Genomic DNA, 26,210 nt, shown 5'->3' with positions numbered 1-26,210 from the left:
TCAGCGCTCCTTCCGCTGCGGAAACAGCAGCAGCAGGCATGCCCCGATGGCGAGGATGATGGCGCCGATCACGGCAAGATTGGGGCCTTTGAAAGCCGAGAGAGCGCTTTGCACCATCGAGGATGGCGCTGTAGCGGGCGCCGGCGTCACGGTTGCCGCCGGGGCCGGTGCCGCCGCTACCGCCGCCGGCGCGCCGACCTCCGACCAGGGGCTGACCACCACCGAGACATCTTCGTAAGAGAGATCACGGATGCTGTTGACCAGAACGGACCGGCTCTTCATGTCGATCTCGTTGAGATTGGCGCCGGGGCGATATTGCAGCACGGCCGCTGCCCTCGCCTTCTCCTTGATGAGCCCGCGGCCGTTCTCCTCCGGCAGCACCACATGGACGCGCGCCGTCGCCACGCCGTCGAGCCCGGAAAGCGTTTCGGCAAGCTGCTGCTCGATGGCGTAGCTCATCCGGGCTTTCTGTTCGTAAGGTGTCACGAGGAAGCCGTTGCCGGCAAAGAGTTCGGCGACATTTCCAAACGACTGACGCGGCAGACCGGCGCCCGCCAGCAGCTCGATCGCCCGGGCATGATCGGTTGATTCAGCGGTGATCGCATAGGTCCCGCCCTTTTCGCTCTTCATGGTGACGGAAATGCCGGCGCGTTCGAGCAGCACCTGGGCATCCAGCGCATCGCGCTGATCGAGCCCCGTGAGCACGTCCTGGCTGCAGGCGGCGAGGAACAGGCAGAGGGCAAGCATTGCGGCCTTCGGAAGGACTTTGCGCGCGGGCGAAGAGATCGATGATCTCGAAAGGGCCGATGTGATCATGATGTTCACTGGCCCTGCGTCAGCCGTTTGGATGACGACATCACCGACTGGGTGAGCGACGACAGCAGCGTCGTGCCGGTTGCGAATTGCTGTGATTTCTCCAGCCGGTCGATTGATGTCGTGATGTCTTCGATCTTCGGGCCGCTCTGATCCTTGTCCGCGGTAAATCGCACCAGCGGCGTCTCCGGCTGGCCGATTCCGGCCACCGGCATGAAGAAAGCCGACAGCCGGTCGAGAATGCTGGAGGGCGTGGTATTGCCTTCCGGTGAATAGGAGGGCAGGACGGCGTCGGACTCAGGCGCGATCTTGCGGCCCTGGGTATTGGGAATGGAGGTGAGCTCGGTTGGCCGAATGCCAGCGAAATCCGCCGGCTGCAACCCGATCCGCTCCGCCACGATCTCCGAGGTCTTCAGGACATTGCCCGTCGATACGCCATCGAAGGGCGGCGTGAAGGCGCGGCCGGAAAGTACTTCTCCACTCATTGCAATTCCTCAACTCGGTACATGTCAACTGCAAACGATGAACAGGAACGCTACTCGTCGCTGCCTTCGTCGATCGCCTCCTTGGCGAAATTGAAAAGCGAATTGTTCAGCATCAGGGTGTTGGAAATCATGCCCGGCAGAAATGCGTCCACGGCAGCGGAGAGAACCTCGCTCTCGCTGTTCGGATCGACCTTTTTCGTCGTGCTGCCGGTGGTGCCTGTGGAACCCGTCTTATCAGTCGTCAGCTCCACCGAGACAGGGTCTGCAGGCGCCAAGTTCAGGTCGGAATTCACCGCATCTACGGCCATATGAGCACTTCCATCAAGGAATTTATCAAAATGAATGCATGATTTGATATGGATAAAAAAACGGCTGGTCAATTGTTTAAACTTAACCGATGGTTAATTTCCAGAACGTACAGTCGGCTATGATAAATTTAGCGATCTTTATATTAAAATGGAACGTTTTGTCCATAAAACGCAGCAGATATCCAGATTGCGCATGAAGTTTATACTTAAATTTGTTCGAATGTTCACAGGCCCGACCGCCTCTACGCCAACGGGCCTGTGAACACTCAGATATTTGGTGTTGCGAACGCGTCCCGGATCAGCCCACCGCCGTACCGCGGCGCTTCTCGACATCGGCGGTGATCGCGTCCCAGTTCTCAGGCGTAAGCTCGCGCTGTTCCGGGTCGCGGGGCGCGGGGGTGACGCCGCCCTTGGCGCCGACGATCGGGCCGGTCTTGGCGTAGATGCCGACCGTGTCGTTGACCGTGCGCTTGAGCATGTCGTTCATCATGTCGGTCTGCTTGTGGAAGGCCTTTTCCTGCTTGATGCTCTGGTAGATGGTAAAGCCTGACCAGGCCGCCCAGGACACCGCGCAAGCAACGGCAAAACCGAGCGAGAAGGCGCCGGAGACCAGGGCAACCGTTGCACCCGTGCGCCCGAGGAAGGTGGAGTTCACCAGCATGTTGGCAACGCCTGCAATGCCTTCGATCGCGCCGACCGTGTCCGCTACCGTTCCGATACCCATGAAAATGAGATCGACCGGGTCGCCCTTGCCGCTCGTGAGCCCTTGCAGGAACTGGTAATATTCCACCGGCAGCCAGGCGACCCCGGCAACGGCGCCGACCGTCGTCCCGGTATTCTTGAAAAAGGCGGAGAGCACGCTGCGTTGCGCCCGCGCCAGTTCGTCGGAGACGCCGACGAGCGAGCCGATCCCATCCAGCAGCGAAAAATTCGAGGCTTTGATCGCCGAGCCGAGCGCACTGCCCATATGCGCCAGCGCACCAAGGGCGTGCAGAACGACGATGCCGATGCTGTCCCAGGTCGGGCTCGTCATGTTGAGGCCGGCATAGATGGACCGGGAGGCGGTGAGCACCGACATCACGCCGGAAGAGAGCGCCGCCTTGTATTTGACCGGATCGACCCCCGCTGGCACTGCCGTCGCAGTCTTGTCGATCAGCTTGGCAAGGTCGGCCTTGATGGTTTCGACGCTGCCGCCCGGGCGCATCGTCGCCCAAAGCGCGGTGAAGATCGTCGTGAAATTGGTCTTGTATTGCGCCATGGCCTCGGCATTGCCCTTGAACAGTGTTTCCGCCAGCGCATCAAGGCTCGGAGCGATGATCTTCTTGATCGCCTCTTCGGCGGTCTTGCCGTCGACGATGATCGGATCGATCACATCCGTTCCGGGCATCAGCGTCTTCATCAGCCCCGACATGGAAAGTCCCATGTCCTTCAGGCTGGATGTCAGATATTCGCTGTCGATATAGGGCAGATCGAGATTCTGGATGGTCTTGCTCCAGCCGTTATCCTTGGTGGCGAACATGCGCTCGGCGATCCAGGCGTCGCCGCCGCTACCGGCGAAGAAGCGTCCGTCGCCTGAGCCGTTGGCGGCAATGCCCTTGCCGGCCAGCCCGGTGCCGATCATGATCGCCGCCATGACGTCGTTGAACGAATAGCTGGCGAGATTGCTGGAGGGCAGCGGCGAGACGCTCTTGTCCCACTCAGCATTGGCCGACATCTTCGAGACAAGGCTGGCGCCCATGACGAGCCCTTCGAGCGCGGTCTGCACCGCATGGCGGTAGCCCCAGACCTCCTTGCCACCGGGGGCGGCCAGCTGCGAGGTGATGCGCTCCAGATTGCCGGCAAGATCGCCGACTCCGATTTCTCCGGCCCCGATCTTGTCGAGCAGCGGGCCGAGAAGCGCCTTCACATCGGCCTTGAACTGATCGCGCACCTCGGGGCTGTCTCCCCCGTGAAACTGGTTGGCCATCGCCTGGATGGTCGGGTTGAACAGGTGGGTGATGTTGTTGGGCACGGTGCTGCCGAATTCGGAAGCGGCAACCTTCTTCAAACCGTCGAGGTCGATCTTGAGATCGGGGAACAGACTGCCGCCGAGCCCGAGCGACTGGTCGAAATCCACAACCGGCAGGATGGAGCCGAGCCCCTTCAGCTCCCGCTCGGTCTTGTTGCCGGCCAGTCCCATGCGGATCAGGCCATCGAGCGCCGTCGTCGGATCGGAGATCGTCGGCAGCACGTTCTTGTCGAAAAATTCGGCATAGGTCTTGTCGGCAATCGCCGAGCGCTGCTTTACGAAATCGTCGGGAAGCACCATGGAATAGAAGCCGAGGGCGGCATTATATTCCTTGAGAATGGTGGTGACGTCCTTGCCGGATTTCAGGCCGTCATTCAGCAGGCCGCCATTGACGATGTCGCGCTCAAAGGCATCCTCGACCTTCGTACGCAGGTCCTTCATCTTCTCGTCACGGGTGATCGTGTCGTTGATGATCTCGAAAGCGTCCTTGTTGGTATCGGCCGGCGCGACGCGATAACCGGAGAAGATCAGCTTGAGGGCCTTCAGCGCCTTCTCCGTCATCTGTGAGTTGACGTCGGCGTCCGAGCCCAGGATTGCAATCGACTTGTCGAGATCCTTCAGGATCTCCTGGTCGTTGTAGATGCCGCGCTGGTTGTCGCCGAGGCTGTCCTTGTATTTGCCGAAGGTCGCCTTAGTCTGAAGCAGATCGAGATACATGATCAGTTTCTGCTCGGCGGTGTAATTCTGAGGGTTTTTGACGACGTCGATGCTCTCGAAGGACTTGTCCTTGTCCTTCAGCCCTTCCATGAAGCCCTGATTGATCTCGCTCATGAAATCGGAATTGAACAGGAGATCGATGACCGGCTGGATCGGTGCGGTAGGGCTGGAATCGCCATTTGACGTCGCGGCCTGCGCAACGAACTTCGGGCTACTCGTCTGCGCCGATGTGGAGGAGAGAATCGTCAGGCCTGCCGTCGTCGTCCCGTCAGAGCTAAAAGGCGATGCCTTCTTGACCGTGCTCGCGGTCTTGTCCTGGCTTGTCGAATTTTCGGACTTCGGATCGGAATTGGCGTTTAGCCTGAGAAATGAAACCGTATCGATATCCGAAGATGCTGGTGCGATGGATGACATGCGTTCCCTTTGATTTTCTTGTCCGCTTTTCGCGGATGAGGTCGTTTACCTTACGTTAGGCATAAGATCGACCTTTGCGCGATAATTCAAGCCCGATCGCGACATCGCGGTTGCATAAATGCAGCGACCTCGCGCGGGGAGATCAAATCACATTTTTACCGAGGCTCGCAGGGCATTTCCCAGGCTTTTCCGGGGTGGCGGTCATCGTTGCCGCCGACTATGCCTTTACCAGATGAATGACGGATCCGGCCGGAATTCGAGATGCACGGACTCGCCGGTGTAGCGCTCAAGCTTCTCGTTCAGCTGCTTTTCCATCTTGTCGAGCTTCTTCACGCCATTGGCCATATCCCACAGGCCAAGTGCCAGCCCGACGGCCGAGGCAACGAGGCCGGTGACCAGTCCGGCCGCCGCAAGGCCGGCTTTGGCGGCGTTGCTGAAGATGGTCACCACTTCCGGCGCCACCGTTTCGAGTCCGGAAAAGGCGCGGGACATGACATTGGTCAGATAAAGCATCGCTTCGGAGAAACCGATAAGCGCGTTGCCGGTACCGGCAATGCCGCCGATGATTTCGAGCGCGCCCTTGGCGCGGTCGCCGGTCTTCATCGTCCGCGACGCCAGATAGAAGCCGAGGCCGGCCATGGCGAGGCCGCCGGCGGCACCGAGAATCTTGCCCGCCGCTTCCATCGTCTTCGGCGAGAAGCTCATGGAGATCCCCTTGCCCCAGCTGCCCGGCTGATTGCCGAAGGCGCTGAACGGCTTGCCGGCAACGTCGAGGTTCTTGCCGAGACCCTCCATCGTCATGCCAACGATCTGCGTCGCCGAGCCGACCGCAGCGGCGATATCGGCCGGCGTCCACTTGCCGCCCACACCGAGGCCGCGCGCCACCAGCACGCTCGACATGCTGAGCATCTGGACCGCATGGACGAGGCCGGCCTTGTACACTTCGGCATCGATGCCAGCAGGTGTGCGAGTCTGGCGCGGCAGGTCGAGCGAATCCTTGAAGGAGGCGACCGCGGCGTCGAGCTTCATGCCGCCGCGCACCATGCGCAGAACGCCGTCAACGTCGCGTGCTATGTCCTGCGCCAGATTCTGTTTCAGCGTTTCGCCGCCATCTGCCGGGCCGTTTTTGCTGATGAAATCCTCGGCGAAGGTGTTTGCCAACTGGCTGATGGCGTCATTCGTTGCGCCGGGCACAAATGTGTCATCCGGACCCGACAGCAACTGCTCGAGATCGACACCCTGGCCGTCGCCGATATAATGTTCCTTGATGATGTTTGAGAAGGTGACGTTCGCGGCGTCGAGATGCGCGTCGATATAATCCTGGGGCAGGAGATCGACGAGCGTGTTGAGTTCGGAATAATAATCCTTCAGGGCATCTTCGAAGCTCTTGCCGGCGCTCAGCGCCCGGTCGATCGCCTTGCCGCCGCCGATATCGATCAGATAGGCGTCTTCGATGTTGGTGAGCAGATCGGAATTCTCCGGTTGCTGCAGATATTCCTTCATGCCGCTTGCGAAGATATCTGAGAGATGCTGCTGCGTCGCGGGATCAGCCGTCAGCTTTTCGATCCGCGCGTCGAGGTCCTTGCCGACGCGCTCGCCATCGGGCACGCTGTCGCCATACTGGTTCATATAGCCGTTGAACTGCTGTTTGATCTCGATGAGATCGTAGAGCAGCGTTGCCTTCTGTTCCGGCGCCAGCTGGTCGAGGTGGTCCATATTGTGGGGCGCCACGAAATCCCGGTTCACGTCCTTCACGGCGTCGCCGAGAATGCCGTATTTGAGTTCGTCGAGCTTCTTCAGCGTCGGCTCATAGGCGGTCGACGGAGCGTAACCGCGCAGCACCTTGCTTTCCAGGATGTCTTTCTCGTCGATCGGGCGCTCCACGACCGGCTCGATGGCATCCGAACCCGACATGACAAGGTCCATCTTCTTGAGGCTGGATGTCAGATAGTCGCTGTCGATATAAGGCAGATCGAGACTTTGGATGGTCTTGCTCCAGCCATTATCCTTGGTGGCGAACATGCGCTCGGCGATCCAGGCGTCGCCGCCGCTGCCGGCGAAGAAGCGTCCGTCGCCTGAGCCGTTGGCGGCAATGCCCTTGCCGGCCAGCCCGGTGCCGATCATGATCGCCGCCATGACGTCGTTGAACGAATAGCTGGCGAGATTGCTGGAGGGCAGCGGCGAGAAAACCGTCGAGGTCGATCTTGAGATCGGTGCCCGGGTCGGTTTCGGGCGTGCTCACCTTTGCATCGACCAGGATCGCGGCGCCGCCGCGTTTGCTCGGCGTAAACCCGACGAAGCCCCGCGCAGCGGAGATGTCGAGTGCCTGCCCGTTGCCGCTCGGCGCGATCTTGCGTATTTCGCTGGCGTCGATGGTTTTTGCCGATGCAGAACGGCCGGTCACGTCTTTCTGGCCGAGGTCCACGACCAGGGTTTCGACCTCTTTCGATTCGCTGCCAACACGTTCCAACATGATTTCGTCACTCCTGATCGACGGCCGCACCCTGAGCGGAGGCCCGGAAAGCCTCGTTAGGTCAGAAGTTTTTCAGTGATGTGACAAATGGGACTATTCGGAGCGGCATACCCAACTCATCCCTCGCCTTGATGGGAATCGAACCGTTGAACCGTGATTTGGCAAAATGAGATCTTGATAGAACAGCTTGTGTCGAGATTATATGATTCTCTAGTTTCGACATGTGGGGTCGTCATCCAACCTTTGTTTCATCATGTCATAACAGCGGTGGCAATCACCTCAGTGAAAGCCGAAAGCTGGTCAGGGTTTCCCTTAGGTTTCTCGCGAAATGTATGCGTTATCTCGAGCTAATGCCATTCCGCTTTTCCCGCGATTTTAGATATTATTTGGGGCGGTGCCGGCGAGAGATTGGCCAGGCGCCTTTGCTTCGGCTGGAAATCTGGTCTTGATCAATTCGGAAACCCCTCGATCATCATCATCTACCAAATCGCCCAAGCACTTACTGTGAGGTACATCGAGCTCTTTGCTCCAGACGATCAACCCTAAGGGCGATGTCCACAGATTTGACAGGACCAATTGCTTTAGGCTAAGTGTCCTCAGTCCTAGGACAGAGGACACTATTATGAAGAGCCAAGATATCGTCGTCCTGCTGAAGCTGGTAAGCCTGCAAGATCAGGAACTCACCAAGGGCATCGATCGGTTGCGATCGGAATCCGTGGGGGGAGATCCATATTCCGTTCGGAACCTAGAAGCGCAACTCGGGATCAGCAAGACCGAAATAGCGCAGTCGATCAAGCGTAGTGTCGCATCAGGCATCGCGCGAAAAGACAACAGCAGGAACGAGCCTCGGCCAAGCCGAAGGAACCTGTTCGGCTTCATTACCACCGGGCTAAAGTTCGTCTTCCCCGCCCAAGTTGGACCGATGCAGCGCGGCATACCGACTGCCTTCGCCGCACCTATGCTCACGGAACTCCTGATCAGCGGCGGGACGTACAACTACGTTTGGCCCTATGCCAACGGAAGGGAGATGGGGCAGGCGGTGGAGCCGCTCTTCAAGACCGTGCCGGACGCAGTCCTGAAGGACGACGCACTCTACGAGTACCTCGCGTTGGTCGATGCGATCCGGCTCGGGAACCAGCGGGAAGTTGGTCTCGCGACCGACCACCTCAAGTCAAGGATCATGAGCAAATGACAGCGATCCGCGCTCAACTGCTGGAAATGATGAAAGCCGTTGCCTCGGCCCTTGGCGAAGACCCGCTCGCGCCTGGTCTTCGTTGGCGGATGCACGACCGCGCTATTCATCACTGATCCGGTCACGCTCGAGGATGTGCGTGCCACAGATGACATCGACCTGATCGTTGACCTGGCGGGCCTTCCTGCCTGGGCACAGCTCCAGGAAGAGCTTCGACAACTGGGCTTCATGGAGGCCGCTGACGAGGCGGTGATCTGCCGCATGCGTCTCGGCAAGCTCACGGTCGACGTCATGCCGGATGATCCGGCTATCCTCGGATTCGGAAATCGATGGTATGCGAGTGGAATCGAGACGGCACAGCATTACCAGCTCTCGGAAGACCTCACGATCCGGATCCTGACGCCGCCAATGTTTCTTGCGACGAAGCTCGAAGCCTATGCCGGAAGGGGAAACGGCGACTTGATCATGACCCGTGACGCTGAAGACATCCTCCTTATTGTCGACGGCAGGGAGGAGCTCCTTGCCGAGGTCACGGCGGCCGACAACGACGTTCAAAATTTCATCGCCGGACAGTTTCGTGCGCTCCTCGATCAAGCTGACTTCGACGATTTCCTCGATGGCAATATCCGCGGGCCCGCGATGCTCATTGTCTGTCTCCAAGATTTCCCGTTGCCACCCCGAAGGGCAAGCCCCCTCGGGCGAAGCCTCCCCGGTCTTTCCGGGGGAATGGCCTCTGACATTCCCCCGGACAGAAGGGGAGGGCGAAAGCCCGCCCCGCGGTGGCGAACGGGACTGTCAAGCGGCGTGGCGCGGAAGGCGGGAGATCTTCTCGGGTCCGCTCTGCGGACTGGCGCGGAAGATGGACCGGCTTCACGGGCCGCTTGACGGGCCTGGGCGGCGATGTCATGGGGCGAAACAGACGGAAGCGGCCCGGAACGGGCCTCGTCGCCAGGCGCGTCAGCGACCGCTGGACAAGCGATCGTCACCGGGATCGGCGGAGACGGCAGAAAGCCGGCTCCGTGCCATCGGCATAGAGCGCGATCCACTCGATAAGCGGATGGCCCCTTTTCACGTCGCAGCGATTACTCGTTCGGTTTCAACCTGAAGCACACGTTGAGCGCATTGACGTGGATCAAGGCAGACACGAAGCCGCGGGAGGCATTCTTCGCGCGTCGTCGTCTCTGAAGCCTTCCGACGAAGTGCGGCGTCAGGCTCGCCCGCATTGCAACCTTATTGAGGATCAAGGCGTACGGTTCGGTCTCGTCCTCGCGCGGCGTACCAAATTCTTCCCGCGCCGTCGCAAGGAGTCTTATGCAGCATTCCGTCAAGCTGGTATCCGTCGGTACCGCCGTTCCGCCACATGTCATCGACCAGCGTGACGCGGCGCGAGCCTCGCACGCCGCGTTCTCATCGCGATTTGGCGATTTCGAAAAGCTGGCAAGGGTGTTCGAAACCTCGGGAATTCGGCGCCGCTATGCCGTCCGGCCGATCGAGTGGTATCTCGAGACGTCGGGATGGCCCGAACGAAACCTCGCTCACATCGAGGGCGCGAGTGCAATGTTCGTCGCCGCCGCCAGCAAGGCTCTCGCGTCGGCGGGCCTTGCAGCAGGCGATGCCGACACGATCGTAACCGTCTCCTCGACTGGTATTGCGACACCTAGTCTGGAAGCGAGGGTAAGCGGCGAGCTGGGCTTCCGGGACGATGTCGAACGGGTTCCCGTGTTTGGCCTCGGCTGTGCCGGCGGAGTCTCTGCGCTTTCAATCGCGTCACGGCTGGCGGCATCCCGGCCAGGCTCAGTCGTTCTGGTGGTCGCCGCCGAGACCTGCACGTTGGCATATGGACAAGCTTACGAAGGCGAACATCGTGGCGACCGCCCTCTTCGGCGACGGGGCCGCCGCCTGCGTGGTGCGTGCCAGTGAGACCGGTCTGGCCGAGGTCGAACTTGCAGGCCAAGCATACGTGGCCCGACACGCTAGACATCATGGGATGGAGCGTCGATCCGGAGGGTCTGGGCGTGATCTTCGACCGTGCGATACCATCGTTCGCCGAAACTCATGTGCTGAAGGGCGTAACGTCCATACTCGCCCGATCAGATCTTACTCCTGCCGACGTTGACCGGTTTGCGTGCCACCCCGGAGCCTTGGAATCGGCGCTTAAACTAAGCCAGGGAACCCTCGACCAGGAACGTGAGGTGCTCTCGGACTATGGGAACATGTCCTCGCCAACCGCGCTGTTCGTACTCGAGAAGCTTCTTGCGCAAGGACTACCCAGGAGAACTGTCCTGACGGCGATGGGACCGGGCTTCACCCTTAGCTGCCTCTCGTTGACGGCTGCAGCATGATCCGGCGATCATTCTCTACGACGTTTTGGGATCGCATCGTCTGCAGAGCGAAAACGACTCGAAACAGGCTGAAGCTGACGCTGCAAAGGCTGCGCTTGCCGTTGGGACACCCCAAGTCGAGCGAGGTTGCCACCTCGCACTCGAATCCTCTCTCCTGCGTGCCAGCGTGGCTGCGGCAGTATGCGGTGGCAGTCGCTACCCAAATCCGGTCATCGGTGGCGCTAGGAGGAGCGTGCCCAGCGCCAATTCTGGATTTCCGGCATGTCTTCTCCACGCTCCCGCACGAACGCCCGGTGCTCGTCGAGCTTTGCATGCAGGTCTGCCACCACATCTGGCACCTTCTCGGCGAGATCGGGCACTCGCGCGATCGCCTCGAGAGCGAGATGATACCTGTCCAGCTCGTTCAATACGGTCATGTCGAACGGCGTCGTCGTAGTTCCCTCCTCCACGAACCCGCGCACGTGGATGTTGCCGTGATTGGTGCGCCGGTACGTCAACCGGTGGATGAGATAGGGATAGCCGTGGTAGGCGAAGATGACCGGCCTGTCCTGCGTAAAGATACTATCGAACCGTGCATCATCGAGGCCATGAGGATGCACCTTCGGACCTTGCAGCGCGAGTAGATCGACGACGTTGACCGTCCTTATCTTGAGATCTGGTACCGCCGCGTGCAGCAGCATGACGGCCGCGAGGTCTCCATAGTCGGCACGTCGCCCGCACATGCCATCACGACGTCCGGCGCGATTGTATTGTTTTCGAAGCTTGCCCAGTCCCAGACGCCAATGCCCTCTTCACAATGCTTCACCGCCTCGTCGATCGTAAGGTACTGGGACTCCGGCTGCTTGCCGGCAACGATCACGTTGACGCGGTCGTATGTCTTCAGGCAGTGATCGCCGACCCACAGGAGGGTATTGGCGTCCGGCGGTATGCTGCTAATCCTATCTCACTGCGGGCGTCGGTCACTGCTGGGCACAAAATGGATGACGAGTTTTCCCTGCCGTCCCGCCTCCGCCCATGCGCGGGGTGCAAGTTCCCGTTGCGGTGGTCCAAGATCTGATCGCCTGCGCCTCCCACGTGAACCACGGGGGTCATCCGTCAACGCCGAACCACAGCCGTGCAGTTCAGCACTCATCTAGATACATCCGGCATGCCAGCAGTAATTTTCCGATGGCTGCTAGATGCCTGTCCCGTTGCGGCAAATCGAAATGCTCCTGTATCGTCACGGGATAAGCCCAAGGTATATGGACAAACAGGGCCTTCGCGGTCGACGCCACTTCGTCTAAGCGTCTAAGTACGCGGTAATAGATATAGTTACAGACGTAGTAGCCCGCGTTGTTCGACACGCAATAGGGGATACCAGCCACCGCCAGCTGCGCTCCGACACGTTCAAGATTGACAGAGGTCCCGTATGCGCGGGGGCCGCCATCGACAATCGCGACTCCACTGCGAACCTCGCCGCGATTGTCCGCTACGCCACAATCGGCTACGTTGATGGCAAAGCGCTCAAGCTTAAGCCTATCTGTCGACACAGACAGGCCAAGCATTAGGATTAGATCTGCGTCCAGGGCGAGATCGAGGCTTCGCTCGAGCCAGTTGTCGACTCCCGCGTATGAAGTTGGAAGGACCGAAAACTCGATCAGATCGAACAGGTCGTTTGGGGGATGCCGTCTTAGGCTTTTCAAAATCTCTTCGGATGGGTTAAACGGAAGCCCGGCAAACGCGTCGAATCCGGTCACCAGCGCTTTCATTGCGGATCCCTCCGGAAACAATCTCTTCGCTCGACGGCTCGGTTCCCCCAATCCTTCGCCCACGTGGACCGTTGCAGCAGGCGGGCTCGCGCTCCCGCATCAAGGTCGAGTCGGGTGGCCTCGTGTTTCACACGGCTCAATCCGAGCCAGAAATCCCGCCGGAACTTAGGGCAGAGCATCAATGGTCTGACCGACCGGAAATAATCGTTCCAGCTCTTGATCCGCGCAGGTGCATAGATGCCCCTAACCTCCGCACGTGCAAAGGAGTTCCAACATCTCTATCTGCAACTCAGGCGCCTGTATATTAAAGATGGCGTCCTCGATCTCCACAAATCGCACACCGGAGGCTATTCCGTCTACCGCGAGGATATCCAGCCAAGCCTTGACCAAGGTAATTCGAATGCCGCAAAAGTGTTGCACGAAGTCGGCCTGCTCCCCCAAGGCGAGCCAAGCTGCCGCTTTGTCCGCGTTTCCGAGCAGCGCCCTATTCACGGCGATCGCATGCACCATTTCTGCGGTGCATGGCGCCGTCACCGCCCGTCACCATTCGCGGCAGAAGGTACTGGCTCTGGCGTGCCGTTGACCAAGACGGCTTCGTTCTGGACGTTCTCGTGCAAAGCCGCCGAAATGCAAAGGCGGCAAAGCGCCTGATGCGCAAGCTTTTGAAAGACCAGGGACAGCCGCCACGGGTGATGATTACCGACAAGCTTCGATCCTACGCCGCCGCGAAGCGAGATGTCATGCCTGGCATCGAGCACCGCTCGCATAAGGGCCTCAACAATCGGGCGGAGAATTCTCACCAGCCAACCCGGCGACGGGAGCGGACCATGAAACGCTTCAAGTCGCAGCGACAATTACAGCGTTTCGTCTCCATCCATGACCCGGTTGCCAACCTCTTTCATATCCCTCGCCACGACATTCCCTCCAGCCATCATCGCGAACTGCGAGATGCAGCGATGAACTTATGGTCGGAAATGGCTCGCGTCTGAGTGGAAACCCAGGCCATCGTGATAATCCGTCGCCAATCGCGATTAAGTTTACGATGCCGATCAAAGAGATCCGCGATCGCGAAGCGCAATATGTCGAACGCGCTGAAAGAGCCTACGAGCGGAAGGTGGCGGCTTGGAAAGAAAAGCCACTGCATGCAGCGAGAGAGTGAAGATTCACTCTTCTCGACACCATCCGTCGTCATGCAGGTTCTGCCGTCGTCGGCATAGCGGGCAAAGTCAGCCCAGCGCGACAGCATATAGTCGATCGGTCCGGCCACCGGCGATGAGCGCGATAGGCTGGCCCGCTCGGTGCGCAACCATTCCTCCATATCGCCCAGTAGCAGCTTGCTCTTCTCCTGCCGGACCGCAAGCCGCTCGGCCGCGCTCAGGCCGTTTATGTCGCGCTCGAGGGCTACCGGGGAGATCGGCTTGGCACCCTTTACCGCGCCGAGCGTTGCGAGCGACATCGGCCAGCTCGAAGAACTTCCGGCGCGCATGGGCAAAGCAGAACGCGGGCGTAGCCGGCATCTGCTTCCTCGTCCGGTCGAACAGCGGATTAAAGCCGTTGTAGCAATCAGCCTGAAGAATGCCGCTGAAGTCGGCCAGATGCCCTTGCGGGTGCTCGCCGCGCCGATCGCTGGAGGCGTAGGGCCGGCGAACGGCTGATGGTCACGCACGTAAACCCATATTCGCCCGGTGGTGCATTGGCCCTTGGCCAGGATCGGGATCGTCGTGTCGTCACCGTGAAGCCGCTCGGCCTGGAACACATGCGCCTTGATCAGGTCGAAGACCGGCTTGAGGGCGAAGGTGACGTGCCCGACCTGATCGGCCAGGGTCTGGGTCGACAGACCGATGCCTCACATTTGAACCGCGTGCTCTGGCGGTTCAGCGGGATGTGCTGCCCGAACTTGTCGAACACGATCGTCGCCAGCAACTGAGGGCCGATGAAGCCGCGCGGGCGTCGCATGGAACGGTGCGGGAGCCTGACTGATCGCCTCGCAATCGCGGCAGGTAAATTTCTCGCGCACCGTCTCGATCACCTTGAATCGGCGCGGGATCTCCTCCAGCGTTTCCGTCACGTCCTCGCCCAGCTTCGACACCCGCGAGCCGCCACAGCAGGCACATGCCGTCGGCGCTTCGATGACGATGCGTGCGCGCTCGACGTCTTCGGGCCACGGCTTGCGCACTGGACGCTTGCGGGCGAAGGCGCGCACGGACTGCGTTCTTGCCGCGGCCTCTTGGGCGCTCAGTTCGTCCTCGGCGGCCGACGCCACGAGCTCTTCGAGCTGCAATTCCAACTGATCGATCAGCCGCTGCGTGCGCTCGCGGCGCGGCCCGTGCTTCTCGCGCTCCAGCTTGCCGATCAGCAACTGCAAATGCACGTTCAGCGCCTCAATGCTCGACAGCCGCGCCTTCGCGTTGGCCGCTTGCCTCAGCTAGCTTGCAGCCGCGCAGCACGTTCGGCCAGCAGCGCCGCATGAGCGCTGGCAAGGTCCGATGGCAGGGTAAGCGGCGGCAATGTCATAACGACATTGAATTAGATTTCTCAACAATCTCAGTGCAAAAATGCAGTCAGACCCGGCTGGGGCGCCAGGTTTCCTGCGGTGCGCGTGAGTCAATTCCGGACAGCAGATAGGAAAGCTGCGCCGACGAGATTGCCACCGCCCCACCTTCGGCGGAAGGCCAGATAAACCTTCCTCGCTCCAGTTTTTTCGTGAACAGGCAGGCCCCCTGGCCATCGTGCCAAACGACCTTGATCAGATCGCCGCGTTTGCCCCTGAAGCAGAACAGATGACCGCCCAGCGGGTCGTGCTTCAGCACCTCCTGCACCCGTAGCGCCGGGACGGGAACCCACATCGCATATCCGCATTGCCCGTCGCCAACCAAACCCGGACGCCTGTCGGGATCGGGATCATCGCAGTGTCTCCAGCCCGCGCAGGATTCGCAGCAGCGCATCGACGTCGACGTCACGGTCGACAAGGACGCGCCGGCCGTTTGCGCTCCGCACCTCCATGCGACGGCTACCCACTACCGGAGTCGATGGAGCCGACACGGGCGTAGGCACGTCCGGTGTGATCAGCGCGGGCACAAAGCCCTCGATCCGATTGCTGCCAAGATTGCCGGCCTGCGCCAACTGCCGCCAGCGGTACAGTTGTGCGCGGGAAACCCCATGCTTCTGCGCCGTCGCGGAAACCTGGCGACCATCGCCGGAAAAGCCTTCCTCGAGAATTTTGAGCTTGGCCGCGGCGGTAAAGCGCCGCCGACGCCCTGGGTCGATGATTTCAAGCCGGCTCACCGGTGTCCGAAAACTGTCCATATGCCTGTCCATAGCGACAAAACGACAGATTCATCCTACGCGCTCAAGGCGGCGCATCCTCGGATGCTCACTTTTGTCCGGAAAGCTTGCCGTTTTGGCCGCATTGAACTCATCAAATAGGATTTGCGCCGCGCGGACGAGCACGCGGCGCTTTTATTCGGCAGGGAAAGCAGCTTCGTCTAAGCCTTTGGCCATATTCGATGAATTCTTGCTCCACAATCTCCGACGGGCCAGCGCCGGCAGGGCAGAGGAGTTTAGTCCTTCAAGAGGCTTTTGTTCTCAGTCGTCGGCACGTACTGGAAAGTGTCTTGTCCTTGCTCAATGGCCGGTCCGGAGCCGCCTTCGTAAGCGAGGTTCCAGCTCGTAACTATCTCAGTGTTGTTGCCGTTGACCTGTGCGTAGCCGGTCCATCCGGTTGCGGAATTGCAGTTCTCCGTCGAATTGTTCCAGCCGACCGAAAATGCGATGAACGTCCCGTTTACCCTTCCTGTTAGCGGATAGGGCGAGTTCTGGCATCCGGTGCCCTGGGCTCTGTTTACATATTGGCCGGAGACATTTCCGAACGAGTCGACTTGAATGATCATCGTCGAGCCGGACTGGTTCTGCCAACTGCTGGAAGCCGATGCGATGCTTGAAAAATCCTTGAAGTTGCTTGCATCGAAAGCAAGAGCTGAGGTTGCTACAGCAAACACAAGTGCTGCAACTGCAGTAGTACGGATCATGGTTTTTCCTCCTGATGTGCGCCGACCGTCGGCGATCGTACCGAAGGTTGCATATAATCTCGTAATAATCAATCAATCCGAGTAGCAATTTACCGGGTTGAGAAACCCGAAAGACGGGCCGCGCCTTGCGCGGCGCGGCCCGAGAACGAGCATCGGGAGTGAAGACTTACACCATGCAAATTACGAACGGGATAGCGCAACGCTAATATCTTGACCATCATTGAACGGACAAACTGCATGGCCGCAACCCCGAGAGCTACCTCACGGACGTCCTAACCCAGATCAAAGATTCACCGGTAGATAGGCTTGAAGACCTGTTGCCGTGGAATATGCTCCCGACGGTCTCCACTGCGCAAAAGGCCGCCTGATGGCTCGTTCGATGCATATCTGCACGATCGAAGACGTCGCCACCATGACCGGCGAGAACCTCCAACTGCTCAGAGAGATCGTATCCATCCGAGCAGGGCCGCGGGATTTTGGGCGCCGCGCGTGGTAACGTCGGTTCATGGAGATCGATGAGGACAAGATCGACGATGCCGTTCTGGCGCTGTTATGGCTGACGCTGCATAACGAGCGTTGTGCCTGGAAGGGCTTCGACTGGGCAACGACGGATCGGCTTCACAGGAAGAGCTTGATCGGCGACCCGGTCAACAAGTCGAAGGGCATTGTAAACTTAATCGCGATTGGCGACGGATTATCACGATGGCCTGGGTTTTCACTCAGACGCGAGCCATTTCCGACCATAAGTTCATCGCTGCATCTCGCAGTTCGCGATGATGGCTGGAGGGAATGTCGTGGCGAGGGATATGAAAGAGGTTGGCAACCGGGTCATGGATGGAGACGAAACGCTGTAATTGTCGCTGCGACTTGAAGCGTTTCATGGTCCGCTCCCGTCGCCGGGTTGGCTGGTGAGAATTCTCCGCCCGATTGTTGAGGCCCTTATGCGAGCGGTGCTCGATGCCAGGCATGACATCTCGCTTCGCGGCGGCGTAGGATCGAAGCTTGTCGGTAATCATCACCCGTGGCGGCTGTCCCTGGTCTTTCAAAAGCTTGCGCATCAGGCGCTTTGCCGCCTTTGCATTTCGGCGGCTTTGCACGAGAACGTCCAGAACGAAGCCGTCTTGGTCAACGGCACGCCAGAGCCAGTACCTTCTGCCGCGAATGGTGACGACCACCTCGTCCAGGTGCTATTTGTCACCAAGCGCTCCGACCGAACGACGGCGTATGTCGTTGGCGAAGGCTCGGCCGAACTTCTCCGCCCACGGTCGGATCGTTTGATGCGAGACAATGATCCCGCGGGCTGCCAGCATGTCCTCGACCATCCGTAGGCTGAGAGGAAAGCGGAAATACAGCCAAACGGCATGAGCGATCACCTCGGCGGGAAAGCGATGCGACGGTAAAGCGGATCACGGTGTGTGTCATAGCCCGTGATCGGACATCGAAATCCAATTTCCGTTAGTTTACGATGCCATCTCCTCACCTGACGGTTGGGTGTTGCCGCCCTCGAGTGGCGAAATCGCATTGCTTGACATTCCTATCAGGGCGTCTGACGTTCGCGTTGGCATGATGGGCGTTGGTGAAACCCCGCTGCGGCTCGAAGAGATCGAGGACATCATCGAGGGGACGGATGTGTCCGAGCCGGTTCTCGATATGGTGGCGGTTCGCCTAGCGCGAATTCTCACCCCCAACACCGATATCCATGCCTCTGCAGATTATCGTAGACATCTCTCCGGCGTCCTCGCCAAACGAGCCCTTCGCGCCGCCTGGAGCCGTGCGAACCACGAAAGGCTTCAAGCAAGATGAGTGATAAGACGATCACCGTCAGCGTCAACGGAGTGTGTACGACGCGCACGATTGAAGCACGAATGCTGCTGAGCGACTTCCTGCGCCAGGACCTTTGCCTGACCGGAACCCACGTCGGGTGCGAACATGGCGTTTGTGGTGCCTGCACGGTCATTCTCGATGGAAGGAGCGCACGCTCCTGTCTGACGCTTGCAGTGCAGGCGGACGGGAGCGAAATCGAAACCATCGAGGGCCAGGGAAGCGTCGATAAACTCGGGCGAATCCAAGAAGCGTTCCGCCAGCATCATGGCCTGCAATGCGGATTCTGTACGCCCGGTTTCATCATGGCGATCACCGACCTTCTTCGCCACCACCCGCTGGAAACCGATGAGGAGATCAGGGAAGCGCTGTCGGGGAACATCTGTCGCTGTACGGGATATGAAAACATCGTCAATGCCGTCCGCGAACTGGCTAGGGAGAGAGGACCTCTGAGATGAAGATGCATTTTCTTGAAGGCGGCCGGCTCCGTATGCGCCGGTCCATCTACGTCCCCGGGGCACCGAAGGAAGAAGCGATCGAGTTGCCGGTTCACGCCACCCTGGTGCGCCATCCCCAAGGCAACGCGCTGTTCGACAGCGGATGCAGTCCGGAGGCCGCCATCGATCCAGGCGCGCGATGGGGCGGGTTAAGCAAGGTTATGACCCCGATCTTTTCACCTGAGCAGACGGTCGTTCATCAGTTGAAGACTCTTGCTCTCGATCCGGAGGACATAGATGTGGTGATCTGTTCACATCTGCATCCCGATCATTGCGGCTGCAACTCGTACTTTCGGCGCGCGACGATCTTCTGCCACGAAGCGGAGGCGAAGGCAGCAACGGCAAACGGTGCAGAAAATCTAGGCTATCTTCGAGGAGAATGGGACCAGCCCCAGGGTTTCCAGACCTTCAACGCGGAGCATGACGTCTTTGGCGACGGGCGCATCGTCTTACTGCCCATGCCGGGTCATACCCCCGGGATGACCGTCGCCCGTGTCGAGCTGGAAAAGGATGGTTCTTTCATCCTCGCTTCAGATGCTGCGCCGCTCCAGGCGAACGTCGACACCGGTATCGCTCCAAGAAATACTTGGAACATCGAGCTGGCCGCAGAGGCACTCGCTCGCCTGAAAGCTCTTCGGGAGCGGGGAGCTACCATCATTTCCGGCCACGACGACGCGCAGTGGCAAGGGTTGCGAAAGGGTACGGAGTTCTACGAATGAGCCATCAGGACCACTCCGTCGAGCTGCGGCCCAAACTTGTCGGCAAGCGGGTCAAGCGCACCGAAGATCCACGTCTGCTGACGGGTGTTGGTCAGTATGTCGATGACATGGCGCCGGCCGGTATGTTGCATATCGCATTGCGGCGCTCCGACCAGCCACATGCCCGAATCCTGAACATCGATGTCGGCGATGCGTTCTCGATGCCCGGCGTCGTCGCGATCTATGACGCGAGCGACCTGGAAGGAGAGATCAAACCTGCCATACCGACCTCGCGTATGCCTGGTTATTACGCCACCCCCATATGGCCACTTGCACGCGGGAAGGTTCGATATGTAGGCGAGCCGGTCGTCGCCATTGTGGCGGAAAGCCGGTACGCGGCGGAAGGCGCGCTTGAACATATCAGTATCAAGTACGAGCCACTGCCCTTCGCTATCAATGCGGTCAAGGACGATGCACCCCTCCTGCATGAGGAGGCAGGCACCAACACGATCATCCGCCGCGAGTTCAAGCGTGGCGACGTCGACGCGGCGTTCCAAGGATGCAGCGGTCACCGTGAAAGGCAAGTTCCGGATGACGCGGAAGACCGCGGCTGCCATGGAGAACCGGTCCTATCTCGCCGAATGGGAGAGCCGGAAACAATCGCTCACGCTACACGTCCTCCAATATTCCGGGCGTGATCCGCGATGTGCTTTCGGCCTGCCTCGACCTCCCAGGAACACGCATGCGCGTCGTGGCCCCCGATGTGGGAGGCAGCTTCGGCGGCAAGGGGTCGCTCTACGGCGAAGAAATTCTTGTCTGCGCGCTGGCTCGAAAGCTGAAGCGGCCAATCAAGTACATCAGCGATCGGCTGGAAGATCTTTCCGCGACCAGTCAGGCCTTCGACGAACTGATCGAGGCTGAGCTGGCGGTATCGTCCATACCGAAGCAAATCTGCCGAATAATATCGGCGGCTTTCGCGGCATGGGCGAAGGCGGCACGATCGGCGCGCCGGCGGCGATCGCAAACGCCGTCTCGGACGCGCTTTCTCACCTCGGCGTGTCGGTAGAACGCTGCCAGTTACTCCAGAGCGCATTTTCCAGATGCTTCGCCATAAGAGACTGTTCCCCGATGCGCCGGATTGACCCCGAACATCGCGTTTTTGGAAATCCCTATGGGACAAGAGACCCTTCAAAGGTCAAATGGGTACCTCAGGATATAGTCGGTGTCCTTGGAGGAGATGGGCTTCTTGCACTCGGAGCAGACCAAAATGGCGGAAAAATCCTGCCCGCAGCCCTTATGCCGAAGCCGCATCGGTGGCTTGCCATCTGAGAGCCACCTGTCTCCCCAAGCCATCATGACGAGCATGGGCTTGTACAGATCGAGGCCGATTTCCGTAAAGCGATACTCGAAGCGTACGCCCGCATTATAGGGAACTTTGCGCAATACCCTGCCTGTACGAGCCGGGAGAGACGGTCCGCGAGAATGTTGGTCGCAATGCCGAGATTCTCCCGCATTTCCTCGAAGCGGCGAACACCGAACCAGCCTTCTCTCAGAATGAGGAAGCTCCAACGATCGCCAATGATCGCGAGCGTCCGCGCGACGGAGCACGGCCGCACTCTTTCCAAAAGTGTCGAATCTGAGCTTCTGCGAGATGTCGGGCGCGTCTCGACCGGAGCATACCCCGCGCCCGGTCCGTCGCGAGGCGCAACTTCTTTAGCCGTGAAAGGTTCGAGACACTCGCAGCAGACAGTGATGGGATGGCATTCACACCCACAACTTTTATGAATCAACTGTAGCGGGGCTTCGTTGCCCCCTGTCAACCACTTGTCGCCGAACTCCATGAGCGAAAGCATCGTCGGAAAAAGATCTTTACCTCGGAGGGTTAGAAAATACTGTTGCCCCGGCTCGTTGGGCCGCTTGCCGGTGCTGAGGATCTCATTTGCCACAGAGTCGGGACGAAAGCGTTTGCCGTGGAAATCCCAAACGCTCTTGAAATTTGTCGAACCGACGCACACCGAAATAGGCTTCTCGAAGAATCAAGAAGTTCCAGGTCTCGAAAACAATTTCCATGGTTCGACGAACCGATGATTGCCGCTGCATTAACAAGGGTTTTTCAACATCGGGTGAGGACGCAATGTTCATGGGCAGCTTTATAAAATTGTTCATCGGACGAGGCCGAATTGATGATGGTTCACACTATAGATAAGGCATCAGGTCTAATATTGAAAGCTTCGGACCCATAAGAAACGGCGATCCGATCGCAGGCGATAAGCCAGAAAGAAGGTCTGCAGGTACTCACACAATAATCTTGTCATCAGGTGCGGCGTGACCGCATAAACACCCCACGGCAACTGGCACTGACGCTCACGCCTTAGCCTCAAGGCGCCGGTGGGGCTCCGTCTGGGAAGACCTGCAGCACCGCTGGCGCTCGCGCTCTTGGGGAGGAAGGTCAACCAACCTAGACGTTGCATTAATCAGAGCGACGAACTCGCCGGTGACACCAAGTCCGTAGGTGGCGACATACGTGCGATCGGCGCAAGGAACGCTGGTCATGCTGGCCGACATGCCGTGGGTTTCAACAGCTGACATAAACTCGCTTATTGAGGCTTTCTTTGCTCATCGTTGTCGACCGATTATTGTCGCGACCTGCGGGAGCGTTCGCGGGAATCCAGTGATCCTTCCCAGGTCTCTCCTGGGCGAGGTCGCCAATCTTAAGGGCGACCTTGGAGCACGAAATATTATCCGAGGCTCCAATCTGCCGGTCGTAGAAGTCGATATCGGTCCCTCAGCATTGCACGATGTCGACACAATGGAAGCATTGGTCGCAGCTGGCGGTATCGTATCCTGATCCTCAGCAACAGCGAAAGTTGTTTGTCGCCACCCCTTCAGTTGCTTGTGCCGGAACTCACGTATTGAGAACGAGGAGCCGAGGGACATCACAATAGCGGCGACGGCCAGATCTACGGCGCTTTGTCTATGTCAGATCCACGGACAATTGCACATCATAACCGACTTCGGGGGTTGAACATATGGCTCGCCAGCGGACAGTTCCGCATTGCCCAAAGATCTACATCATTTGCTAGAGCATGTCCTGCGATTGATGAATCGATTGTGAGGTGACGGGGCCGGTCGAAGCTGATTCAACATCCACAGCGGAGAGGTGGATGATGGGACAGGCCCTGAGCGATGATCTCCGAATACGGGTTTTTTAGATGAGGCCACAAAAGCTCACAGACAGGGCAACAGGATTCAGTCACATTGTCGGTATATTAATGATTCAAAATCGAGAGCAATCCAATGTCCCGACCTCTTTCGCTTCCGCGCGACCGGATTTCCGTACTTCTGCTTGAAGGCATCAGTCAGAGCGCGGTGGACTATTTTTCGTCATCCGGCTACGTCAATCTCACGCATCTGCCGAAGGCTCTGGATGACAAGGATCTCAAAAGTCATATAGCCGAAGCACATTGTGGGAATTCGCTCACGCACACATCTGACAGAGGAAGTTTTCAGATCGGCTAAGAAGCTCATGGCCGTCGGCTGTTTTTCTGTGGGGACAAATCAGGTCGATCTGGATGCGGCCCGCCGACGTGGGATACCCGTGTTCAACGCACCCTATTCAAATACGCGCTCGGTGGCCGAGCTTGTGATCGGTGAGATCATCATGCTGACCAGGCGGATCTTCCCGCGTTCGGCCTCGGCTCATGAACGCGGATGGGAAAAATCTGCCGTCGGCAGTCGTGAGGTGCGCGGTAAAACGCTGGGAATCGTTGGCTATGGCAATATCGGCTCGCAGCTTGGCGTTCTTGCGGAAAGTATGGGCATGAACGTGCGCTATTTCGATCCCTCGGACAAGCTTCGGCACGGCAATACAGAATCGATGGAAACGCTCGGGGCACTGCTCGAAATCTCAGATTATGTGACGATGCACGTTCCAGAGACCGGTTCAACGCGAAACATGATCACTGAAGCGGAACTGCGCCGAATGAAGAAGGGAGCCGTTTTTATCAACAATTCCCGCGGGACCGTGGTCGATCTTGAGGCGCTTGCGACGGTTTTGAAAGAAGGGCATCTCGCAGGCGCCGCTGTGGACGTGTTCCCGAAAGAGCCGGCATCCAATGAAGAACTTTTCGAGACGCCGCTACAGGGTTTGGACAATGTAATTCTGACGCCACTTATTGGCGGCTCAACCGAAGAAGCCCAGGAGCGCATCGGAGGGGAAGTCTCAAGGAAGCTCGTCGAATATTCGGACGTCGGTTCGACGCTGGGCGCGGTCAATTTTCCCCAGGTTCAACTGCCTCCGCGACCGAACGGCACACGTTTCATCCATGTTCATGAAAATCGCCCTGGGATCTTGAACAGTTTGAATATGATTTTTTCGTCCCGCGGACTGAATATCGTCGGCGAATTCCTGCAGACCTTCGGCGAGATGGGTTATGTGGTGATTGAGGCCGAGAGCATTGGCCAGAGAGCGGATGACATCCTTGATGAAGTTCGCCAGATTCCGGGAACGATACGCGCTCGATTGCTTTACTGACCCGATGCATTGTGCGTCATTTCACTTTGGCCTGAACGTTTGTGAATTCACGCCTTAGAGCCCGATTTAAAAGAAGTTGAGCGAAACAGGCAGTTGTGATTCCCTATTGGTGCTAAATCAAATGGGGTTTCGATGAGCTGGACTGCTATCGCTCGCCGTGGGCATAACCGAGACGTGCTTCGTTTTCCAAGTGATTTGGAGGACCGGGGATGGGCGTTGATCAAACCGCTGATCCCGCCAGCGCGTCGTGGCGGGCGGCGTCGGACGACGAATATGCGCCCGGTCGTGGAGGCGATCCTCTATATCGCCTCGAGCGGCTGCCAATGGCGCATGCTGCCGGGCGATTTTCCGCCGGTTTCGACAGTGCGCGGTTATTTTTATGCTTGGCGCGCGATCGGACTGTGGCAGAGCATCAACCAGCTTCTGGTGATGGCGGCGCGGGAAATCGAGGGACGGGAGGCGCAACCGACGGCAGGGATTATCGACAGCCAAAGCGTCAAGACCACGGAAAGCGGCGGAATATCCGGCTATGATGCAGGCAAGAAGATTAAGGGCCGCAAGCGTCAGATTGTCACCTATACGCTTGGATTTCTGATCTTCGTGTTCATCCATGCTGCCGACATACAGGATCGCGACGGCGCACCCCATGTCCTCAAGGCGATCCGCCGCCGTTTTCCGTGGCTGCGCCACATCTTCGCCGATGGTGGCTACGCCGGAGCCAAGTTGAGGCGAGCAATGTGCGGCCATGGTGACTGGACGATCGAAATCGTCAAGCGTTCGGATCACGCCAAGGGCTTCGTCGTCCTGCCCAAGAGATGGGTGGTGGAAAGGACTTTCGCCTGGCTTGGACGCTGCCGCCGTCTCGCCAAGGATTGGGAGAAATCGATCAGATGGGGCCGATCGTCCGCAATACCGCGGACGGGAAGAAACAACTGGTCCATGCGCGCTGGGGACTGCCCTCCCCGCGCTTCGCGCTCGAGAAGACGGCCAAAGCCACGGACTTGCGGCCAAGGGCAAGCCATTCGATTTCGAAGAGCTGATCCGCATAGAGGCCGACCGCGGCACGACCAATGTGCGCAAGCTCAATTTTCCGCATAGGAAGCGATGGTTCGGCGTCGAAAATAGATGTCTCGTCCCGGTCACCAGTTTCGCGGAACCGGATCCGGCCAGCCAAGCGGAAGGTGGTAAGGTGCCAAATGCCTGGTTCGCCCGCGATGAGCAAAAGTCGCTGATGTTTTTCGCTGGCATCCATGTGCCGCAATGGCAGAGTGTCCGAAAAGTCAGGGATGGCCTGACAACCGACGACCTTTATGGGTTTTTGACCACGGATCCCAACAGACTGGTGGAGCCGATCCATGAGAAGGCCATGCCGGTCCTGCTGCTGACGAAGGAAGAGACCGACACCTGGATGCGGGCGCCTTGGGATGAGGCCAAGAATCTCGCACGGCCTCTACCGGACGACGCGCTAATTATTTCCTCACGCGAGCCGTATGGATCCACGATCGTCTCGACATCCGGAGAGCCGGTGGAACAGGGCGGTTTGCTTTAACGCCGGAACTCAGAGCTTGATTGTATCGGAAAACGAAAAAAGCCTGCCGCGGGAGGAGGTGCGGCAGGCTTTTCGAAAGAATTGAACAACGGCTGGGAGGAGGAGTGCCGCTATTCCGTCAGGCGCCCCTTGGGAGGAGGAATGGGTCGCCTGAAACACGAAGCTTTGCGGGAGGAGGTGCATCGCTTCGATGATCTGAAAATACCAGAGGCTGCCCCGACCGCCAGCGCTCAGATCGCAGTGCAGCCATGCGCATGTTGCAATGCAATATGAAATTCTGTGCGTTTTTCGGCATTGTGGTCGAGACGCAGTGTTCCCGTGCCGGGGTTGAAGCTGACGATATCGGTTCCGCTAAGCTCCTCGCATAGAGCCAGGTCCGTTTCCCCTCCTCCGAGCTTTTCGCAAGCGCGTCTTCGAACGTCGCCAGAATCGGTGGAGGTGTTTTGCCGCCGGCAGTCATGGTGCCAGACATTCGTCGCAGATCCCGCAGCCATAGAAATGAGTTGGGCGAGGGTGCCCAATGGACGCCTTGAAGGGATACGAACTGCCGACCCGCGATTATTGCCCCACCACGCCCCCCGGT

Annotated in this window: 20 protein-coding genes and 9 pseudogenes; 16 read left to right on the top strand and 13 right to left on the bottom strand. The window is 58.8% G+C overall.

Annotated elements, in window-relative coordinates; genetic code table 11:
* From sctJ to ACD590_RS35660, 5 genes are all read right to left on the bottom strand, one after another.
* Entirely contained in the window at positions 1–825 is an 825-nt protein-coding gene (sctJ, locus tag ACD590_RS35680; RefSeq protein ID WP_088396738.1) for a type III secretion system inner membrane ring lipoprotein SctJ, read from the bottom strand.
* Positions 822–1,298 carry a hypothetical protein gene (locus ACD590_RS35675; RefSeq protein WP_096771917.1) on the bottom strand — a complete coding sequence of 159 codons (477 nt, stop codon included), beginning with the start codon at positions 1,296–1,298 and terminating at the stop codon, positions 822–824. Before ACD590_RS35675 ends, sctJ begins: the two co-directional genes overlap by 4 nt.
* 50 nt (positions 1,299–1,348) lie before the next feature.
* Complete coding sequence (locus ACD590_RS35670; protein WP_088396736.1) at positions 1,349–1,606, bottom strand: hypothetical protein; 258 nt, start codon at positions 1,604–1,606, stop codon at positions 1,349–1,351.
* Positions 1,607–1,904: 298 nt separating this feature from the next.
* Positions 1,905–4,745 carry a hypothetical protein gene (locus tag ACD590_RS35665; RefSeq protein ID WP_096771918.1) on the bottom strand — a complete coding sequence of 947 codons (2,841 nt, stop codon included), beginning with the start codon at positions 4,743–4,745 and terminating at the stop codon, positions 1,905–1,907.
* A 225-nt stretch (positions 4,746–4,970) separates the two neighbouring features.
* A complete protein-coding gene (locus ACD590_RS35660; protein ID WP_239621118.1) occupies positions 4,971–6,869 on the bottom strand; it encodes a hypothetical protein in 1,899 nt (632 codons plus the stop codon).
* 971 nt (positions 6,870–7,840) lie between these two features.
* Here ACD590_RS35660 and ACD590_RS35655 point away from each other — a divergent pair.
* The 3 genes and pseudogenes from ACD590_RS35655 to ACD590_RS35645 all read left to right on the top strand — a co-directional run bounded on the left by ACD590_RS35655 (position 7,841) and on the right by ACD590_RS35645 (position 10,752).
* On the top strand, positions 7,841–8,410 hold the full coding sequence (locus ACD590_RS35655) for a hypothetical protein (protein WP_096771921.1): 570 nt from the start codon (positions 7,841–7,843) through the stop codon (positions 8,408–8,410).
* A 51-nt stretch (positions 8,411–8,461) separates the two neighbouring features.
* Positions 8,462–9,295, top strand: a complete 834-nt coding sequence (locus tag ACD590_RS35650; protein WP_342588543.1) for a hypothetical protein — start codon at positions 8,462–8,464, stop codon at positions 9,293–9,295.
* 426 nt (positions 9,296–9,721) lie between these two features.
* Positions 9,722–10,752 (top strand): annotated as a pseudogene (locus tag ACD590_RS35645) (type III polyketide synthase).
* A 221-nt stretch (positions 10,753–10,973) separates the two neighbouring features.
* Here ACD590_RS35645 and ACD590_RS35640 read toward each other — a convergent pair.
* Positions 10,974–11,557, bottom strand: a pseudogene (locus ACD590_RS35640) (hypothetical protein).
* A gap of 316 nt (positions 11,558–11,873) precedes the next feature.
* Positions 11,874–12,500, bottom strand: a complete 627-nt coding sequence (locus ACD590_RS35635; RefSeq protein ID WP_096771919.1) for a pyroglutamyl-peptidase I — start codon at positions 12,498–12,500, stop codon at positions 11,874–11,876.
* A 237-nt stretch (positions 12,501–12,737) separates the two neighbouring features.
* Between ACD590_RS35635 and ACD590_RS35630 the strand changes: the two genes are divergently transcribed.
* Entirely contained in the window at positions 12,738–13,151 is a 414-nt protein-coding gene (locus tag ACD590_RS35630; RefSeq protein ID WP_239621176.1) for a hypothetical protein, read from the top strand.
* Positions 13,040–13,489, top strand: a pseudogene (locus ACD590_RS35625) (IS6 family transposase); the annotation flags it as partial. The gene ACD590_RS35630 and the pseudogene ACD590_RS35625, both read left to right, overlap by 112 nt.
* Before the next feature lie 161 nt (positions 13,490–13,650).
* Here ACD590_RS35625 and tnpC read toward each other — a convergent pair.
* From tnpC to ACD590_RS35605, 4 genes and pseudogenes are all read right to left on the bottom strand, one after another.
* Positions 13,651–15,014: pseudogene (gene tnpC / locus ACD590_RS35620) on the bottom strand (IS66 family transposase); the annotation flags it as partial.
* Positions 15,015–15,061: 47 nt separating this feature from the next.
* Positions 15,062–15,346, bottom strand: a complete 285-nt coding sequence (gene tnpB / locus ACD590_RS35615) for an IS66 family insertion sequence element accessory protein TnpB (protein WP_348627821.1) — start codon at positions 15,344–15,346, stop codon at positions 15,062–15,064.
* 55 nt (positions 15,347–15,401) lie between these two features.
* Positions 15,402–15,806, bottom strand: coding sequence for an IS66-like element accessory protein TnpA (gene tnpA / locus ACD590_RS35610; protein WP_037080141.1), 405 nt, complete (start codon positions 15,804–15,806; stop codon positions 15,402–15,404).
* A gap of 254 nt (positions 15,807–16,060) precedes the next feature.
* Positions 16,061–16,528: an avidin/streptavidin family protein gene (locus ACD590_RS35605; RefSeq protein ID WP_064842422.1), complete on the bottom strand. Its 468-nt coding sequence runs from the start codon at positions 16,526–16,528 to the stop codon at positions 16,061–16,063.
* 195 nt (positions 16,529–16,723) lie between these two features.
* Here ACD590_RS35605 and ACD590_RS35600 point away from each other — a divergent pair.
* Positions 16,724–16,896, top strand: a pseudogene (locus ACD590_RS35600) (transposase domain-containing protein); the annotation flags it as partial.
* Positions 16,897–17,033: 137 nt separating this feature from the next.
* Positions 17,034–17,231, top strand: a pseudogene (locus tag ACD590_RS35595) (DUF6429 family protein); the annotation flags it as partial.
* Between the two features lie 16 nt (positions 17,232–17,247).
* On the opposite strand, the pseudogene ACD590_RS35590 reads toward ACD590_RS35595, so the two are convergent.
* Positions 17,248–17,960, bottom strand: a pseudogene (locus tag ACD590_RS35590) (IS6 family transposase).
* A gap of 89 nt (positions 17,961–18,049) precedes the next feature.
* On the opposite strand from ACD590_RS35590, the gene ACD590_RS35585 reads away from it, so the two are divergent.
* From ACD590_RS35585 to ACD590_RS35565, 5 genes are read left to right on the top strand one after another with little or no spacing between them, the layout of a single operon-like run.
* Positions 18,050–18,331 (top strand): hypothetical protein, encoded by a 282-nt coding sequence (locus ACD590_RS35585; RefSeq protein WP_239621115.1) that lies wholly within the window; start codon positions 18,050–18,052, stop codon positions 18,329–18,331.
* Positions 18,328–18,807 carry a (2Fe-2S)-binding protein gene (locus tag ACD590_RS35580; RefSeq protein ID WP_096771481.1) on the top strand — a complete coding sequence of 160 codons (480 nt, stop codon included), beginning with the start codon at positions 18,328–18,330 and terminating at the stop codon, positions 18,805–18,807. The genes ACD590_RS35585 and ACD590_RS35580 overlap by 4 nt, the downstream gene beginning before the upstream one ends.
* Entirely contained in the window at positions 18,804–19,565 is a 762-nt protein-coding gene (locus ACD590_RS35575) for an N-acyl homoserine lactonase family protein (RefSeq protein ID WP_096771482.1), read from the top strand. The genes ACD590_RS35580 and ACD590_RS35575 overlap by 4 nt, the downstream gene beginning before the upstream one ends.
* Complete coding sequence (locus ACD590_RS35570; RefSeq protein WP_239621114.1) at positions 19,562–20,242, top strand: dehydrogenase; 681 nt, start codon at positions 19,562–19,564, stop codon at positions 20,240–20,242. The genes ACD590_RS35575 and ACD590_RS35570 overlap by 4 nt, the downstream gene beginning before the upstream one ends.
* Positions 20,239–20,610, top strand: a complete 372-nt coding sequence (locus tag ACD590_RS35565) for a molybdopterin cofactor-binding domain-containing protein (protein WP_439004411.1) — start codon at positions 20,239–20,241, stop codon at positions 20,608–20,610. Before ACD590_RS35570 ends, ACD590_RS35565 begins: the two co-directional genes overlap by 4 nt.
* 122 nt (positions 20,611–20,732) lie before the next feature.
* Here ACD590_RS35565 and ACD590_RS35560 read toward each other — a convergent pair.
* Positions 20,733–21,385, bottom strand: a pseudogene (locus ACD590_RS35560) (winged helix-turn-helix transcriptional regulator).
* A gap of 671 nt (positions 21,386–22,056) precedes the next feature.
* Here ACD590_RS35560 and ACD590_RS35555 point away from each other — a divergent pair.
* The 4 genes and pseudogenes from ACD590_RS35555 to ACD590_RS35540 all read left to right on the top strand — a co-directional run bounded on the left by ACD590_RS35555 (position 22,057) and on the right by ACD590_RS35540 (position 25,627).
* Positions 22,057–22,392, top strand: a complete 336-nt coding sequence (locus tag ACD590_RS35555; RefSeq protein WP_345774744.1) for a nucleotidyltransferase family protein — start codon at positions 22,057–22,059, stop codon at positions 22,390–22,392.
* 449 nt (positions 22,393–22,841) lie between these two features.
* Positions 22,842–24,078 (top strand): annotated as a pseudogene (gene serA / locus ACD590_RS35550) (phosphoglycerate dehydrogenase).
* Positions 24,079–24,210: 132 nt separating this feature from the next.
* On the top strand, positions 24,211–25,176 hold the full coding sequence (locus tag ACD590_RS35545) for an IS5 family transposase (RefSeq protein WP_425351023.1): 966 nt from the start codon (positions 24,211–24,213) through the stop codon (positions 25,174–25,176).
* A complete protein-coding gene (locus ACD590_RS35540; protein WP_425351024.1) occupies positions 25,151–25,627 on the top strand; it encodes an SOS response-associated peptidase family protein in 477 nt (158 codons plus the stop codon). Before ACD590_RS35545 ends, ACD590_RS35540 begins: the two co-directional genes overlap by 26 nt.
* The last annotated feature ends 583 nt before the right edge of the window (positions 25,628–26,210 follow it).

Source organism: Rhizobium sp. 862_C5_N1_2 (assembly GCF_051811205.1).
Classification (GTDB): Bacteria; Pseudomonadota; Alphaproteobacteria; order Rhizobiales; family Rhizobiaceae; genus Rhizobium; species Rhizobium leguminosarum.
This window is presented reverse-complemented; position numbering and strand designations above follow the sequence as displayed.

Excerpts from the sequence above, each read along its gene's own strand:
- ACD590_RS35675 (WP_096771917.1), bottom strand. The coding sequence starts at position 1,298 with ATGAGTGGAGAAGTACTTTCCGGCCGCGCCTTCACGCCGCCCTTCGAT.
- ACD590_RS35670 (WP_088396736.1), bottom strand. The coding sequence starts at position 1,606 with ATGGCCGTAGATGCGGTGAATTCCGACCTGAACTTGGCGCCTGCAGAC.
- ACD590_RS35665 (WP_096771918.1), bottom strand. The coding sequence starts at position 4,745 with ATGTCATCCATCGCACCAGCATCTTCGGATATCGATACGGTTTCATTT.
- ACD590_RS35660 (WP_239621118.1), bottom strand. The coding sequence starts at position 6,869 with ATGATCGGCACCGGGCTGGCCGGCAAGGGCATTGCCGCCAACGGCTCA.
- ACD590_RS35655 (WP_096771921.1), top strand. The coding sequence starts at position 7,841 with ATGAAGAGCCAAGATATCGTCGTCCTGCTGAAGCTGGTAAGCCTGCAA.
- ACD590_RS35635 (WP_096771919.1), bottom strand. The coding sequence starts at position 12,500 with ATGAAAGCGCTGGTGACCGGATTCGACGCGTTTGCCGGGCTTCCGTTT.
- ACD590_RS35630 (WP_239621176.1), top strand. The coding sequence starts at position 12,738 with ATGCCCCTAACCTCCGCACGTGCAAAGGAGTTCCAACATCTCTATCTG.
- tnpB (WP_348627821.1), bottom strand. The coding sequence starts at position 15,346 with ATGTGGGTTCCCGTCCCGGCGCTACGGGTGCAGGAGGTGCTGAAGCAC.
- tnpA (WP_037080141.1), bottom strand. The coding sequence starts at position 15,806 with ATGGACAGTTTTCGGACACCGGTGAGCCGGCTTGAAATCATCGACCCA.
- ACD590_RS35605 (WP_064842422.1), bottom strand. The coding sequence starts at position 16,528 with ATGATCCGTACTACTGCAGTTGCAGCACTTGTGTTTGCTGTAGCAACC.
- ACD590_RS35580 (WP_096771481.1), top strand. The coding sequence starts at position 18,328 with ATGAGTGATAAGACGATCACCGTCAGCGTCAACGGAGTGTGTACGACG.
- ACD590_RS35575 (WP_096771482.1), top strand. The coding sequence starts at position 18,804 with ATGAAGATGCATTTTCTTGAAGGCGGCCGGCTCCGTATGCGCCGGTCC.
- ACD590_RS35570 (WP_239621114.1), top strand. The coding sequence starts at position 19,562 with ATGAGCCATCAGGACCACTCCGTCGAGCTGCGGCCCAAACTTGTCGGC.
- ACD590_RS35545 (WP_425351023.1), top strand. The coding sequence starts at position 24,211 with ATGAGCTGGACTGCTATCGCTCGCCGTGGGCATAACCGAGACGTGCTT.